This is a genomic window from Rhizobacter sp. Root1238, from assembly GCF_001425825.1.
In the GTDB taxonomy this organism is placed as follows: Bacteria; Pseudomonadota; Gammaproteobacteria; order Burkholderiales; family Burkholderiaceae_C; genus Rhizobacter.
Genome location: NZ_LMDM01000047.1, coordinates 140,381 through 154,905 on the forward strand (window position 1 = coordinate 140,381; position 14,525 = coordinate 154,905).

General features: G+C 68.9%; 14 protein-coding genes. 2 read left to right on the forward strand and 12 right to left on the reverse strand.

Annotation, left to right across the window (positions count from 1 at the left end; translation table 11 throughout):
• Positions 1 to 202: 202 nt before the first annotated feature.
• The 5 genes from ASC98_RS24660 to ASC98_RS24680 form a co-directional block, all read right to left on the reverse strand.
• Positions 203 to 1,900, reverse strand: a complete 1,698-nt coding sequence (locus tag ASC98_RS24660; protein WP_162249343.1) for a diguanylate cyclase — start codon at positions 1,898 to 1,900, stop codon at positions 203 to 205.
• A gap of 85 nt (positions 1,901 to 1,985) precedes the next feature.
• Positions 1,986 to 2,645 carry a sulfite oxidase heme-binding subunit YedZ gene (locus ASC98_RS24665; RefSeq protein WP_082542230.1) on the reverse strand — a complete coding sequence of 220 codons (660 nt, stop codon included), beginning with the start codon at positions 2,643 to 2,645 and terminating at the stop codon, positions 1,986 to 1,988.
• A 13-nt stretch (positions 2,646 to 2,658) separates the two neighbouring features.
• Positions 2,659 to 3,651 carry a protein-methionine-sulfoxide reductase catalytic subunit MsrP gene (msrP, locus tag ASC98_RS24670; protein WP_056817081.1) on the reverse strand — a complete coding sequence of 331 codons (993 nt, stop codon included), beginning with the start codon at positions 3,649 to 3,651 and terminating at the stop codon, positions 2,659 to 2,661.
• A gap of 85 nt (positions 3,652 to 3,736) precedes the next feature.
• Positions 3,737 to 4,096 carry a hypothetical protein gene (locus ASC98_RS24675; RefSeq protein ID WP_056817082.1) on the reverse strand — a complete coding sequence of 120 codons (360 nt, stop codon included), beginning with the start codon at positions 4,094 to 4,096 and terminating at the stop codon, positions 3,737 to 3,739.
• A gap of 104 nt (positions 4,097 to 4,200) precedes the next feature.
• On the reverse strand, positions 4,201 to 4,824 hold the full coding sequence (locus tag ASC98_RS24680) for a cytochrome c (protein ID WP_157598215.1): 624 nt from the start codon (positions 4,822 to 4,824) through the stop codon (positions 4,201 to 4,203).
• Between the two features lie 85 nt (positions 4,825 to 4,909).
• Here ASC98_RS24680 and yihA point away from each other — a divergent pair, with 85 nt between their 5' ends.
• The gene (gene yihA, locus ASC98_RS24685; RefSeq protein ID WP_082542229.1) at positions 4,910 to 5,617 is read left to right on the forward strand and encodes a ribosome biogenesis GTP-binding protein YihA/YsxC; all 708 of its coding nucleotides are present in this window, start codon (positions 4,910 to 4,912) and stop codon (positions 5,615 to 5,617) included.
• Positions 5,614 to 6,516, forward strand: a complete 903-nt coding sequence (locus ASC98_RS24690; RefSeq protein ID WP_056817085.1) for an alpha/beta fold hydrolase — start codon at positions 5,614 to 5,616, stop codon at positions 6,514 to 6,516. The genes yihA and ASC98_RS24690 overlap by 4 nt, the downstream gene beginning before the upstream one ends.
• An 82-nt stretch (positions 6,517 to 6,598) precedes the next feature.
• Here the strand turns inward: ASC98_RS24690 and ASC98_RS24695 are convergent, their stop codons facing one another.
• From ASC98_RS24695 to ASC98_RS24725, 7 genes are all read right to left on the reverse strand, one after another.
• Positions 6,599 to 6,856 (reverse strand): hypothetical protein, encoded by a 258-nt coding sequence (locus ASC98_RS24695; protein WP_056817087.1) that lies wholly within the window; start codon positions 6,854 to 6,856, stop codon positions 6,599 to 6,601.
• A gap of 120 nt (positions 6,857 to 6,976) precedes the next feature.
• Positions 6,977 to 9,271 carry a patatin-like phospholipase family protein gene (locus tag ASC98_RS24700; RefSeq protein ID WP_082542228.1) on the reverse strand — a complete coding sequence of 765 codons (2,295 nt, stop codon included), beginning with the start codon at positions 9,269 to 9,271 and terminating at the stop codon, positions 6,977 to 6,979.
• A gap of 31 nt (positions 9,272 to 9,302) precedes the next feature.
• A complete protein-coding gene (locus ASC98_RS24705) occupies positions 9,303 to 11,495 on the reverse strand; it encodes a DUF1631 family protein (RefSeq protein ID WP_056817089.1) in 2,193 nt (730 codons plus the stop codon).
• 42 nt (positions 11,496 to 11,537) lie between these two features.
• Positions 11,538 to 11,822 (reverse strand): hypothetical protein, encoded by a 285-nt coding sequence (locus ASC98_RS24710; RefSeq protein WP_235581384.1) that lies wholly within the window; start codon positions 11,820 to 11,822, stop codon positions 11,538 to 11,540.
• Between the two features lie 131 nt (positions 11,823 to 11,953).
• On the reverse strand, positions 11,954 to 12,229 hold the full coding sequence (locus ASC98_RS24715) for a hypothetical protein (RefSeq protein WP_157598213.1): 276 nt from the start codon (positions 12,227 to 12,229) through the stop codon (positions 11,954 to 11,956).
• A gap of 106 nt (positions 12,230 to 12,335) precedes the next feature.
• On the reverse strand, positions 12,336 to 13,988 hold the full coding sequence (groL, locus tag ASC98_RS24720) for a chaperonin GroEL (RefSeq protein ID WP_056817096.1): 1,653 nt from the start codon (positions 13,986 to 13,988) through the stop codon (positions 12,336 to 12,338).
• 34 nt (positions 13,989 to 14,022) lie between these two features.
• Complete coding sequence (locus ASC98_RS24725; RefSeq protein WP_056817099.1) at positions 14,023 to 14,313, reverse strand: co-chaperone GroES; 291 nt, start codon at positions 14,311 to 14,313, stop codon at positions 14,023 to 14,025.
• Positions 14,314 to 14,525 lie beyond the last annotated feature (212 nt).

Here is a 14,525-nt window from a genome sequence, read left to right on the forward strand (position 1 = left end):
TTACGTCCTGTCCCTGAGCGCCCCGCCCTCCCGAGCCGATGGCCTCATGCACCCATCGGATTCGTCTCCGCCCAGAACAGTCGGTGGCGGGCGGGGAGGTGGGGTGCTCGGCGCAGGGAAGTAAAGGAGGAGCGGAAGGCCTGCCGCGCGGCAGGCCTTCCGCGGGGGACATGACCGGAGCCGAGTACCCCGCCTCCCCGCCTCAAGCAGAAGATGCCACCAACCGATTGCGCCCGAGCCGCTTCGCTTCGTAGAGCGCAGCATCCGCCCGCTCGACGAGTTCGATCGCGTTGTCAGTCGGCTGCGCGACGGCCAACCCGAGGCTCAGCGTGACCTGCAGCCCCGGTGCGATCGCGTCCCACGGGTAGATCTGCACGGCGCTGCGCAGGCGCTCGCAGATCTCGTGCGCGGTCTCGCGCGGCGTGTCGACGAACACCAGCACGAACTCTTCGCCGCCCCAGCGGCCCAGCAGGTCGCGTGCCCGGGTCTTGTCGCCGAACAGGCGCGCCACCGTGCGCAGCACCTCGTCGCCGACCGCATGGCCGTGGCGGTCGTTGACCTGCTTGAAGTGGTCGAGGTCGGCCATCGCCAGCGCCATCGGCTGGCGCTGGCCGCGCGAACGCTCGATCAGCAGCGGCAGCGTCGCGTCGACATGGCGCCGGTTCGCAAGGCCGGTCAGCGGGTCTTCCAGCGTCTCGCGGTGCAGCTCGGCGGTGCGCTGCTCGAGCAGCTCCTTCTCGGCTTCGAGCTGCTGCGTGCGCAGCCGCTGCAGCTCGGCCTCGAGGCGCGAACGCTCGCCGTCCATCAGCGCGCGCTCGACATCGATGCGGTTCACCATCAGCCGCGCCTGCGCCTTGCTCTGCAGCGCGACCCGCTGCATCTCGATCTGGTGGTGCGCCTCGCAGTGCAGCAGCGCCGGCTCGAACTGGCGCGTGGCCTTGTAGGCACGGTGCAGCGCCGAATGCACCCGCATGCGGGTGGTCTCGTGGTCGAGCTGGGTCAGCGACTGCAGCGTCGCGGTCAGCTCGATGATGGCCTCTTCATTGCGGCCCTCGCGCAGCAGCACCTCGGCGATGTTGTGCCGCATGCGCAGCACCACCGCGCGGAAGCCGTTCTGCTCGGCGCTCGCCAGCGCCTCCTGCAACAGCGCACGGGCCTCGGCGAAGTCGCCGGCCAGCCCGAGCGCCTCGCCCAGGTTGCCCTGCGTGACGGCAACGCGGTAGAGGTCGCCATGGCGGCGCGCCAGCGACAGCGCCCGGCTGCCGTACTGGCGCGCCCGCTGGATCGCCTGCTGGCTGGCATCGTCGTCGGCGCGCAGCTGCGCCTGGTAGTAGGCGCTGATCGCGGTGGCGGTCAGGTTGTTCAGCGCCAGCATCCGGTCGCCGTGGCCGCCGTGCTCGCGCGCCATGCCCAGCGACTGCAGCAGGAAGCTCTCGGCCTGGATCGAATCGCCGAGCCGGTCGTAGCAAATGCCGATGCGGTTCAGCGCGACACCCATCGCCAAGCCGCGGTCGTGCTCGCGGGCCAGCTCGAACGACGCGGTGGCGTGCTTCAGCGCTTCTTCCTGCAGCCCGATCTCGCTGAACGAGATCGCCAGCAGGCACAGCGTGTCGCACTGCTCGTCGATGCGCTCGGCGGCCTTCCAGAGCGCGAGCGCCGCGCGCGCCGACTGTACCGACGGCTCGAACTGCCCGAGCCGCCACAGGTGGTTGGCGATCAGCGTGTGGATGCGTGCCATCACCAGCGGCTCGCCCACCGCGCTGGCACCCGCCAGGGCCTGTTGGGCCAGAGCGAGGCCCTGCTGGTGGTGGCCGGCGTCGTGCGCGGCCTGTGAATCGGCGATCAGCCTGACGAGGCGTCTGGCGACTGTCTCGGGGCCGGCGGGGGTGTGGGAGGGCAAGGCGTGGGCGACCATGGAGGGCCCGATTGTGCGTGGCCCGGCGCGACCGCGCCAGACACGCAGGCGTCAGGTTCGCGATGCGCCGTCAACTCTTGCGCAGCGCGTGCCAGATGCGCCAGCCGAGCAGCACCCCGATGATGGCGGCGTACACCGCGACCTCGGCGAAATTGTTCTTCGCCGCCTTCATCCAGAAGAAGTGCAGCAGACCCAGCAGCACGACCGCGTAGACGCTCTTGTGCAGCGCCTGCCAGCGCTTCGCGCCCAGCGCCTTGATGGCCCGGTTGAACGAGGTGGCGGCCAGCGGGATCATCAGCACGAAGGCGAGGAAGCCGACCAGCGCGAACGGGCGCTTCGGGATGTCGCGCACGATGGCGTCGAGGTCCAGCCCCATGTCGAGCCACGCATACGCCAGGAAGTGCAGCACCACGTAGAAGAACGCGAACAGCCCCAGCATGCGCCGGAAGCGCGCCAGCGCCGGCTGGTGCGCGATCACCCGCAGCGGCGTCACCGCCAGCGTGATGCACAGCAGCCGCAGCGTCCAGTCGCCGGTCGAGCGGATCAGCGCCTCGGCCGGGTTCGCGCCCAGCGTGTTCATCAGCGCGCCGTAGAACAACCACGCGAACGGCAGCAGGCCGGCAACGAACAGCAGCGGCTTGGCCGCCGGGTGCAGCAGCGGCGAGCGCCGGCGCGGCACGGCGGCGCGGGGGGAGGGGGCGGTGTCGGGCGACAGCACGGCGGTCTTCATCGTCAATCCGCCGTCAGAACAGCTTCTTCAGGTCCATGCCGGCATACAGCTGGCCGACCTGGGCTTCGTAGCCGTTGAACATCAGCGTCGCGCGTTTCTTCGCGAACAGGCCGTCTTCGCCGATGCGGCGCTCGGTGGCCTGGCTCCAGCGCGGATGGTCGACGTTCGGATTGACGTTCGAGAAGAAGCCGTATTCCTGGGCGGCCGCATGGTTCCACGAGGTCAGCGGCTGCTTGTCGGTGAAGCGGATCTTCACGATCGACTTGCCGCTCTTGAAGCCGTATTTCCAGGGCACCGCCAGCCGCACCGGCGCGCCGTTCTGGTTCGGCAGCACCTCGCCGTACAGGCCGAAGGCCAGCAGCGCGAGCGGGTTCATCGCCTCGTCGAGGCGCAGGCCCTCGACGTACGGCCACGACAACACGCGCGAACCGAGGAAGGGCATCTGCTTCGCATCGCCCAGCGTGACGAACTCGACGTACTTCGCATTGCCGGTCGGCTCGACGCGCTTGATCAGCTCGGACAGCGAATAGCCGACCCACGGGATCACCATCGACCAGCCCTCGACGCAGCGCAGCCGGTAGGTGCGCTCCTCCATCGGCGCGAGCTTCAGCAGCTCGTCGAGGTCGTAGACCCTGGGCTTCCTGACCTCGCCTTCGATGGCCACCGTCCACGGCCGGGTCTTCAGCGAGCCGGCGTTGCGCGCCGGGTCGGATTTGTCGGTGCCGAACTCGTAGTAGTTGTTGTAGCTGGTCACGTCGTTGTAGGACGTGAGCTTTTCCATCGTGATCGCACCGGGGACGGCGCTGCGCGTGCCGGGCAGCGGCGCCAGCTTGTTCGGACGCGCGGCCTGCGCCATCGCGTCGCGCGCGGCCCAGCCGGACAGCGCGGCACCGGCGCTGCCGAGGGCCATCAGCTTCAGCAGCTCGCGGCGGCGTTCGTAGACGCTGCGCGGCGTGATCTCGGACGGGACGGCGTGGTCGAAGCCGCGGTTCGGGCGGTGGTGCATGAAAACTCCTGGGGACGCCCGCAGGCGCGTTGCCGGTCAGTCGGGCTTGGAGCGGCTGACCTTACAGCCGGTTCCACCGGCAGGTTCAGGGCAGCTCGCCGAAGTTGGTGTCGTCGATCACCGTACCGAATTGCGTGTCGGAAAACAGCCGCAGCGAATTGCGCGCGGTGCGTTCGCGGAAGCTCTTGCGGGCGAACAGCTTGGCCTGCGCCTCGCCCGGCAGGTCGGTGATGTTGATGATGTTGCGGACGATCAGCGTGTCGATCACGTCCTCGATCACGCGGACGAAATCGGCGTCGAGCTTGCCGAAATCGCTGTTGGCCGGGGTGTGCCCGATGAAGGCCAGCAGCTCCGGATGCCCGTCGGCCATGAACTCGGTGCCGGCCCCCGGTTGACGGTGCAGGCTGTCGATCTGTCCGTCGGGTCCGCGTCGGATGTGGGGCATGGGGGCGTTCGCAGTGGCGAGTCGGATGACTATAGTCGCGCGCGCCGCGGCCGGGAATGAAAAAGGCCGGTCAGCGACCGGCCCTTGCGTGAGATTCGCCGCGTTCAGCGCAGGCCGGCGATGTAGTCGGCCACCGCCTTGATTTCCTTGTCGTTCATCTTCGCGGCGACGCCGATCATCTGCGCGCTGTTCTTGCGCAGCCCGCTGCGGAAGGCCACCAGCTGCGCTTCGGTGTAGTCGGAGTGCTGGCCGCGCAGGCGCGGGTACTGGACCGGAAGGCCGGCGCCGGTCGGGCTGTGGCAGCCGGAACAGGCCGGGATCGCCCGGTCGGCGATGCCGCCGCGGTAGATCTTCTCGCCGAGGGCGACCGATTCCTTGTTCTTCGCGAAACCGGGCTTCGCGTCCTTCGAGGCGTAGAACGCGGCCACGTTGCGCATGTCGTCTTCGCTCAGCGTCGAGGCCATGCCCTTCATGATCGGGTTGTCGCGCTTGCCTTCCTTGAACTCGGCCAGTTGCTTGACGAGGTATTCAGGGTGCTGCCCCTGCAGGATCGGGTTGGCCGGGCTGCCGCGCGAGCCGTCGGCCGAGTGGCAGGCCGCGCAGACGTTGGTCGAGATCGCCTGGCCTTTCGCGACGTCGGGCTTGGCCTTGACCGCCTCGTTCGCGGACGCGGGCGCCACCAGCGCGGCGGCCAACAACAGACTCGACAGCAGGGAAGCAACAGGCATCATGGCGTGTGGGTGTGAGGTGGCTGGATGCGTTTTGAGGGTGCAAAACCCGGCGATTTTACAATGCAAGTTTTTGGTGCCTTCCATGACCGACGAAAACAATTCCGGTGCGCCGGCCGCTGACGCGAGCAGCGATGCGGCCGCGGCCGAGAAACTGGCGCTGGCCTGGACGCACACGGCCCGCTTCCTGACGACCGCCAGCCAGCTGAACCAGCTGCCGCAGACCGAGCTGCCCGAGATCGCCTTCGTCGGCCGATCGAACGCCGGCAAATCGACCGCGATCAACACGCTGACGCAGCAGAAGCGGCTGGCCTTCGCGTCGAAGACGCCCGGCCGCACGCAGCACATCAACCTGTTCGAGCTCGGCCCGAAAGACGCGCCGAACGCGCTGTTCGCCGACCTGCCGGGCTACGGCTACGCCGCCGTCGCCCGCTCGGCCAAGCAACGCTGGCAGGAGGTGATGGCCAACTACCTGCAGGTGCGCCGCAGCCTGTCGGGCGTGGTGCTGATGGTCGATTCGCGGCTCGGGCTGACCGAGCTCGACCGCAACCTGCTCGAATTCGTCGCACCGCGCGTCGGCTCCGGCGAGGTGCGGCTGCTGGTGCTGCTGACCAAGTCCGACAAGCTGAACCGCCGCGAAGCCACCACCGTGCTGGAAACCACGCAGGCGGTGCTGGGCGAGCTGACGAGCGAGCATGCCGACATCGGCATCTCGCTGTTCTCGGCGCTGAAGAAGCAGGGCGTCGGCGACGCGGCCTGCGTGCTGCGGGAGTGGGTCGTCCCGGCGCCATGATCGAGACCTTCGACGCGGTGCTGCCGCACGGCATCACGCTGAGCTGCCGGGCCAGCGGGCCGCGCGGTGCGCCGGCGATCGTGTTCCTGCATGGTTTTCCCGAGGGCGCCTTCGTCTGGGACGCGATGCTGCGGCATTTCGGCGACCGCTACCGCTGCGTCGCGCCGAACCTGCGCGGCTACGAGCGCTCGTCGGCACCGGCCGAGGTGGAAGCCTATCGCGCGAAGCACCTGGTGGCCGACCTGCTGGCGCTGATCGCCCACGAAGGCGGTGGTCCACTGGCGGCGCTGGTCGCGCACGACTGGGGTGGTGCCGTCGCCTGGAATTTCGCGGTGCAGCACCCGCAGGCGTTGCAGCGGCTGGTGATCGTCAATTCGCCGCACCCGGGGGTCTTCCTGAAGGCGCTGCAGACCGACCCGCACCAGCAGGCGGCCAGTGCCTACATGAACGCCTGGAGCCGCCCCGAGGCCGAGGCGGAGCTCGCGGCCGGCGATTTCGCGCGGCTGTGGGCGGCGTTTGCCCACATGGGCGCCGAAGACCCGTCGCGCCCCGGTGGCGGCTGGCTGACGCCGGCGCTGAAGGAGCAGTACCGCGCGGTCTGGCGCCACGGGCTGACCGGTGCGCTGAACTACTACCGCGCGTCGCCGCTGCGCCCGCCGACCGGGCCCGATTCACCGGTGCTCGCGTTGAAGTTCCCACCCGAGTTCGTCACCGTGCAGGTGCCGACGCACGTGGTGTGGGGCGAGGCCGATGTGGCCTTGCCGGCGTCATTGCTGGACGGGCTGGAGGCCTTCGTGCCGAAGCTGACGCTGACCCGCGTGCCGGGCGCCACGCACTGGATCGTGCACGAGCTGCCGGCGCTGGTCGCGGCCGAGATCGAATCGGCGTTGGTTCGGTGAGGCGGGCCGAGCGCCGGGCCGCCCCAAGCCGGCCCGCGTTCCCTCGGGGGACCGCTCGACGTACTCGTCGAGCGAGGGGTCGTCACACCACCACGTAGCGGCCGTCGAGCAGTTGCGACGCCGACTGCAGGTGCTCGCGCAGCATCGGGAACAGGTCCGACGACGACTCGCTCGCGTAGATCTGACGTGCCCGGTGCGCCGGCGAATAGCCGACGTTGACGAGGCAGGCGGCCGGCCCGCTGCAGTACTCCAGCAGCTCCGGTCCGATGAGGTGAACCGCCCAGCCTTCCGACGACTCGACACCGCCATCGCTGATCCGCATCAATTCGCTGTCTGTCATGTGCGCCTCGCCGAACTTCGCTGACTCTGTTGCCTGACCCTTGCAGCCAGTTTAGGAAGCGCTCCTTCGCTTGGCACCCCCCCGAACGCGGCAGTCCGGCCCGGCCGGCTGCCTCATCCGTCACGGTCGGCCGATGAACAGGTAGAGGCCGGCGGCGCCACGCGGCGCGTAGGTCACGCCGAGGTAGAGCGGACCGATGCCGGTGTCGGCACCGACGAACAGGCTCATGCCGCTGCGCAGGTCGTTCAGCTTCATCTGGCTGCTGAACTCCCAGGCGTTGCCGGCCTCCAGCGATCCACCGACGAACAGACCGCGGGTGAACACCGGCGTGTAGCTCATGCGCTGGTAGTACGCGAGCCGGCCGAACAGCAGGTAGTTGCCCTCGATCTGGCCCGGCAGGTAGCCCGACATCTGCTGGAAGCCGCCGAGCGTGTAGCGGCCCAGCCCGGTGATCGAGCGCTGGTCGGCATGCTGCACCCGCGCGAACGCGTTCAGCGTGTGCCGCCCCCAGCTGCCGACCGCCGAGCCCTCGCTCTCGACCCGCGTGAAGCGGTCGGAGTCGCTGCCGGTGACGCTGTCGCTGCGCCGGCCGGTGACCACTTCGCCCTGCACGCGGTAGCCGTGCAGCGGGAAGTTCGCGAAGTCGAGCTGGTCGATCACCACGCCGACGCGCAGGCCGGATTCGTCGATCGTCACCGTGTCGCGCGGCCCGACGTAGTCGGCCGACAGGATCTCCGGTTCGTTGCGCAGCGTCAGGTGCGTCAGACCGATGCGGATCTCGCCGAACTGGCCCCAGGGCTGGCCGAGGTCGACGCCGAAGCGGCCGGCCGAGCGGTTGAAGTGCCCGCGCTCGTCGCCGGTGACGCCGTTGTAGACCGCCACCTTGCGGCGCTCGATCTCGCCGTAGCCGGCGACGAACCAGTCGTTCGAGATGCCGAGCGTCCAGTTCAGCGGGTGGTAGATCTCGGTGAACAGCTTCGGCACCTCGCCGATCTGCACGCGGTTGCGCCATTCGGTGCCGTTGGCATCCAGCCAGTGGCGGTTGTGGCTGATCTTCAGGTTGAAGGCGCTGCGCCCGCTGAAGTCGGTGTTCAGGTCCAGCCCGACGCGGAAGTAGTGCGGCCCCCAGGGCTTGTCCTCCAGGTCGAAGACCAGCCCGTCGCCGCGGTCGGTCGTCACCAGCTCGTAGTCGGCGCGCACGTAGTCGCCACTGGCGGCCAGGCGCCGCGCATCGCGCTCGGCCTTCGCGGCGTCGAAGGGCTGGCCGGCCGCCGATTCCATCTGCGCCGCGAAGCGCTTCGGGTTGGTCAGCTCGCTGCCTTCGAATTCGACGAACGCGAGCGTCGCCTGCGGGGCGGGCTCGCGCGGGTGGCCGGCCTTCCATTGCGCGTAGCTCGTCTCGTCGAGCGCCAGCGCGGCCAGCCGCGGCGCGAGCTGCAGCGCGCCCTGCTCGCCGAGCGCGATCAGCTCGGGCGTCTTGTTGAAATCGCCGGCGGTGATGTCGCCCAGCTGCGGCGAGATCAGCAGGTCGCGCCCGCCGAGCGACGCGAGGCTGCGCTGCACGTTCTGCTCGGTCAGGATGTTGATCATCTGCCCGGTCAGCCCGCCGACCGAGCCGAGCGTCTTGCGCGGCGCCAGCGGCGTGCCGATGTTGACGACGATCACGATGTCGGCGCCCATCGCGCGCGCGACGCCGACCGGCACGTTGTCGACCAGGCCGCCGTCGCCGAGGATGCGGTCGTCGATCTCGGTCGGCGGGAACACGCCGGGCACGCTCATGCTGGAGCGCAGCGCGAGCGCGAGGTCGCCCTGGCTCAGGATCACCGCGCGGCCGTCTTCCATGTCGGTGGCGACGGCACGGAACGGGATCGGCAGTCGGTCGAAATCGCGCACCGAGCGCACCGGCAGCGTGTAGCGCCGCAGCAGCGTCTCGAGGCCGCGGCCCGACAGCGCGCCGAGCGGCGCGCGCAGCTCGCCGTCGCGCATGCCGAACTCGATCAACGGCGAGATCTCGAAGTCTTCTTCCTTGCGCCGCTGCGACAGCAGCTGGCGGTCGACCCGGTTGGCGAACACCGCGTCCCAGTTGACCTTCAGCAGCTCGCGCTCCAGCGTTGCGGCGTCCATGCCGCTCGCATACAGGCCGCCGATGATCGCGCCCATCGAGGTGCCGGCGATCACGTCGACCGGGATGCGCTCGCGCTCCAGCACCTTCAGCACGCCGACGTGCGACAGCCCGCGCGCGCCGCCGCCGGACAGCACCAGGCCGATGCGCGGACGGGCCGGTGGGGTCGGCTGGGCCGGTTGGGCCGTTACCGGCGTGCCTGCCGGCGGCGCCTGCTGCGCCAGCGCCGAGCCGCCGATGAGTGCGAGCAGGCACAGCCATGCCCGCCGATGGGTCCCGCCTCCGAATGTCATGGCCGGCATTCTGCCGGCTCGCGGCGCCCGCTCAGCGCAGCGTCGCCAGGCTGCGCAGCATGCCGTCGACCGCGCGCTGCACCAGCGAGTAGTCGGCCAGCGGGATCAGCAGGTCGGCGGTGCGCAGCCGTTCGAGCGCCCGCGACGTCACCGAATGCGTGCTGCCGGGCTGTTCGCCGGCGAACAGCAGCAGCTGCCCGCCGTCGCTGCGCCACAGCAGCTGCAGGTGGCTCCAGCGGCCGAGCAGGAACATCCGGTAGTGCCGGCCGACCGCCATCGCGTGGACCCAGGTGGCCGCATCGTCGCCGCCGGACGCCGGGCCGCTCGGCAGCCACTCGGCGGGCACGGTGTCCATCGAGCCGAGGTCGATCAGCGAGTCGCTGAACGGCGTGCCGGTCTCGGGCATCGGCTCGACGCTCTCGTCGCGCATGCGGCGAACGATCTCTTCCGGCGTCGGCTCGGGCTCGGCGCCCGTGCCCGTCCGGGCACGCGGCTTCATCGCTTCGGAGTGGACCTCGACCAGCGCGTCGAGCACCGTCTGCTGCTCGTCGGCCGGCAGCTCGAGCATCTCCATGCCGGCGCGCAGTTGTTTCAACAGGTCGGGCAGCAGCCCCAGCAGGCGCAGCCGGCTTTGCGGATGGTCCGGCAGGCGCAGGCTCCACAGCAGGTGCTCGGTGGCCTTCAGCGCGAGCCGGCTGGCGTCGGCCTCTTCACCGTACCGCGTGAACGATTCGGCCAGCACCCGCGCCCAGGTGCCGGTGACGAAGCGGCGGATCAGCGGCGTCGTGCGGATCGCCGTCATCTGTTCGGCCAGGCGGTGCGACAGCTCGCGTTGCAGCCGCTCGCGCTGCTCGGCCATCACCAGCGTCGCGATCGCGCCGCGCGCGGCCACCTGGGCGTCGCGCAGCTGCTCGGCGGTGCAGGCGTCGACGCGGGCCATGCTGCGGCGGTACAGCGCGGCGTCCTGCACCGGCTCGGCCAGCATCTCGTCGACCAACCGGTCGCAGACCGCCAGGAACTGCGCCAACCGCGGGTCGCCGGCCTGCGGGTAGCCGACCGCGGCGCCGGCGATGCGGTCCATCAGCTGCCACACCGGGTGGTCGTGGATCTCCATCATCTTCGGGTCGCGCAGCGCGACGCGCAGCGCCGACACCTGCAGCCGGGCCATCAGCGCGCGCAGCGGCTGCGGCAGCATCGGGTCGCCGAGGATGGTCTCGAACAGCCGCGACAGCAGCTCGATGATCTGGCGCTCGATCGTCTCGTCGGCGGCGGTCAGCAGCGAGCCGCGGAACTCGGCCAGCCGCGACGACGGCGTGCCGGCACGATCGGCCGCGTCGCCGGCCGCGTCGCCGGCGGCATCGCCGTCGGCGGCCGGCAGGCGCGCCAGCATCGCCTCGATGCGGGCGAGCGCCTGTTCGAGTGCCGGTCCGAGCGCGTTGCCGCGGCCGGCCGGTGCCGGCCGGTCCGCCGGCGGGGACGCCGCGGTCGGAATACCGCCCGGCATGCTGCGCACCAGCCCTTCGAGCGCGCCCGGCATCGTCACGTCGACCTCCGGCTTGCGCGCCGCGCCGGCACCGGGGGCGAACACGACGGTGCGGTAGATGCTCGGCTCGATCCCTTGCGATTCGAGGCGCGAGCACGCGGCGGCCCAGGCCATGCGCAGCAGCGGCGTCATCGCGGTCGACGCGATGCGCAGCAGGATGGCCTGCTGCACCGGCTTGTCGGTCACGTCGCCGGCGGCGTCCCACAGCGCGTGCGCATAGGCGAGCGGGCGCAGCGGGTTCGATTCGGCGGTGGTGTGGCTCTGGCCGCGCAGCGTCGACGTGAAGGTCTGCAGCTCGCGCAGCTCCCATTCGGTGCCGGTGTCGATCTGCTGCGCTGCACGCGAGATCTCGATGTCGGATTCAACGCGGCCTTCGTCCATCAGCTGCAGGCCGGACAGGCTGCTCGGGCCGGAGGACGCTGCCGCCGCGGCGCTGTCGGCGGGCTCCAGGTCGGCCAGCACGCGCTGGCGCAGCGCGTCGACGAAGCTGCGCTGGAAACGCCCGGCCTGCTGCTGCAGCAGCTCGACCAGGTCGAAGTGGTGCTGGCGCTCGCTGGCGAGCAGCTGGTCGCGCGGGCGGCGCAGCTGCTCGACCACCGCCGCCATCGTGCGGGCCACCAGGTCGGGCGCGCGGCCCAGTTCATCGTCGATGAAGCGCTTCAGCAGGGGGGCGGTCGGCATGGGCCGTATTGTGCGACCCGCGAGGCTTGCTTTCTCCGATCGTCAGGCGTCGTCCCGCAACGCCCGGGATGCGGCCTGAGCCGCTCGCATCATCGACGCATGGAGGCTGCCGAGCTTCGGATTCTGGCCATGCGGAGCCCGGGGCGGCACCGCGAAGAAATCGGTGGTCCAGGGCAGCTCGACGGACTGCCGGAGGTCGAACCTGGTGTCGAAGGAGAGTCCGGCGCTGTCATAGGCAGCCCGATGACCCGGCTTCGTGATCGCGAACTCACCTGCATGGAGTCGCTTCACGTGTTGGGAGGTTCCGTAGGCGACGGTGACTGCCACGCCGTCCTCGCGTTCAGTGACCTCGCACACGAGTGCAGGACGAGGTTTCGGACCGGGTTCCCGCTTGGGAAGGTGGGGGAGATGACACCAGACGATGTCGCCTGGCGACGGCGGCGCCCAGGGTGCGCCCATCAGAACAGCGACTGCTTCTTGATGACCCGCCCCTTGGGCAGGGCGGCGGCGGCCACCTTGCCGAGCGCCTTGATGTCCTTTGCCGACAGCGGCCCGTCATCGGCTTCGTACGCCGGCAGCTCCTCCCTGGCCATGCGCGACAAGGCCATGTGCACCACCTCGGTCTCCGAGAGGTCGAAGTGCTCGGCCATCGCCTTCACGGTGTCGCGGGTGACGCCGAACTGCGTGTCGCGGGTTCGGAACTTCAGCAACAAGCTCGATGCTGCGGGGGCCATGGCAACTCCAATCGCTATATAAATAGTATATAGATTAGATCCGGATTCTTCAAAAGAAAAAGGGCTGCCGAAGCAGCCCTTTCGAGGTAGGCGAGGTGCCTGGACCTTACATGTCCATGCCCATGCCGCCCATGCCGCCCATGCCGCCACCGGGCATGCCGCCGGCGGCGCCGGCTTCTTCCTTCGGCGCCTCGGCGATCATCGCCTCGGTCGTCAGCATCAGCGAGGCCACCGACGCGGCGTTCTGCAGCGCGGTGCGGGTCACCTTGGTCGGATCCAGGATGCCCATCTCGATCATGTCGCCGTAGGTGTCGTTGGCTGCATTGAAGCCGTAGTTGCCCTTGCCGTTCAGCACGGCATTGACGACCACGCTGGCTTCGCCGCCGGCGTTGTAGACGATCTCGCGCAGCGGCGCTTCGATCGCGCGCAGCACCAGCTTGATGCCGGCTTCCTGGTCGGGGTTGTCACCCTTGATGGCGCCAGCCGATTGCTTGGCGCGCAGCAGGGCCACGCCACCACCGGCCACGATGCCTTCTTCGACGGCGGCACGGGTGGCATGCAGCGCATCTTCGACGCGGGCCTTCTTTTCCTTCATCTCGACTTCGGTCGCGGCGCCGACCTTGATCACCGCAACACCGCCGGCCAGCTTGGCCACGCGCTCCTGCAGCTTTTCACGGTCGTAGTCGCTGGTGGCTTCCTCGATCTGCACGCGAACTTGCTTGACGCGGGCTTCGATGTCGGAACCGGCACCGGCGCCATCGATGATGGTGGTGTTTTCCTTGCCCACTTCGACGCGCTTGGCCTGGCCCAGGTCGGCCAGCGTGACCTTCTCGAGCGTCAGGCCGACTTCTTCGGCGATGACCTTGCCGCCGGTCAGGATGGCGATGTCTTCCAGCATGGCCTTGCGGCGGTCGCCGAAGCCCGGGGCCTTGACGGCGACGACCTTCAGGATGCCGCGGATCGTGTTGACCACCAGGGTCGCCAGCGCTTCGCCTTCGACTTCTTCGGCGATGATCAGCAGCGGACGGCCGGCCTTGGCCACTTGCTCCAGCACCGGCAGCAGGTCGCGGATGTTGCTGATCTTCTTGTCGAACAGCAGGATGAACGGGTTGTCCAGCAACGCCGATTGCTTCTCGGGGTTGTTGATGAAGTACGGCGACAGGTAGCCGCGGTCGAACTGCATGCCTTCGACGACTTCCAGTTCGCTCTCGAGCGACTTGCCGTCTTCGACGGTGATGACGCCTTCCTTGCCGACCTTGTCCATCGCGTCGGCGATGATCTTTCCGATGGTTTCATCGCTGTTGGCCGAGATCGAGCCGACTTGCGCGATTTCCTTCGAGGTCGTGGTGGCCTTCGAGGCCTTCTTCAGCTGCTCGACCAGGGCCGTGACGGCCTTGTCGATGCCGCGCTTCAGGTCCATCGGGTTCATGCCGGCGGCCACGTACTTCATGCCTTCGCGGATGATGGCCTGGGCCAGCACGGTGGCGGTGGTGGTGCCGTCACCGGCGATGTCGCTGGTCTTGGAAGCGACTTCCTTGACCATCTGCGCGCCCATGTTCTGGAGCTTGTCCTTCAGCTCGATCTCCTTGGCGACCGAGACGCCGTCCTTCGTGACGGTGGGGGCGCCGAACGAGCGCTCGAGGACCACGTTGCGGCCCTTCGGGCCCAGGGTCACCTTGACGGCGTTGGCCAGGATGTTGACACCCTCGACCATGCGTGCGCGGGCTTCGCCGCCGAAGACTACGTCTTTTGCTGCCATGTGTTTTCTCCGAATTGCTTGAGTGGGACGAGGGTCAGGCTTCGATCACGGCGAAGAGGTCTTCCTCGCGCATCACGAGCAGTTCCTTGCCGTCGACCTTGACGGTCTGGCCGCTGTACTTGCCGAACAGCACGCGATCGCCGACCTTGACATTCAGGGCGATGAAGTCACCCTTCTCGTTGCGCTTGCCCGGGCCGATGGCCAGGACGATGCCCTGCTCGGGCTTCTCGGTGGCGGCGTCGGGGATCACGATGCCCGAAGCGGTCTTGGTTTCGGCTTCAACGCGCTCGACGACCACGCGGTCGTGCAACGGACGAAATTTCATGACTTCTCCTTGATGTCTCAAAAATGGGACTTCTGGTGGGCAACGAGGCAAGTTGGCGCTCATTGACCTGATGGAACACCGGTGCCCGCAGGCGCCTGGATGTCGTTAGCACTCGGTTGAGTCGAGTGCTAGCAGCCCAGAATTATAGGGGCAGAGCGTGACGGTTCAAGGGGCGATGTCCCTGCAATGCGCTTGGCGGACGCTATCCTTCG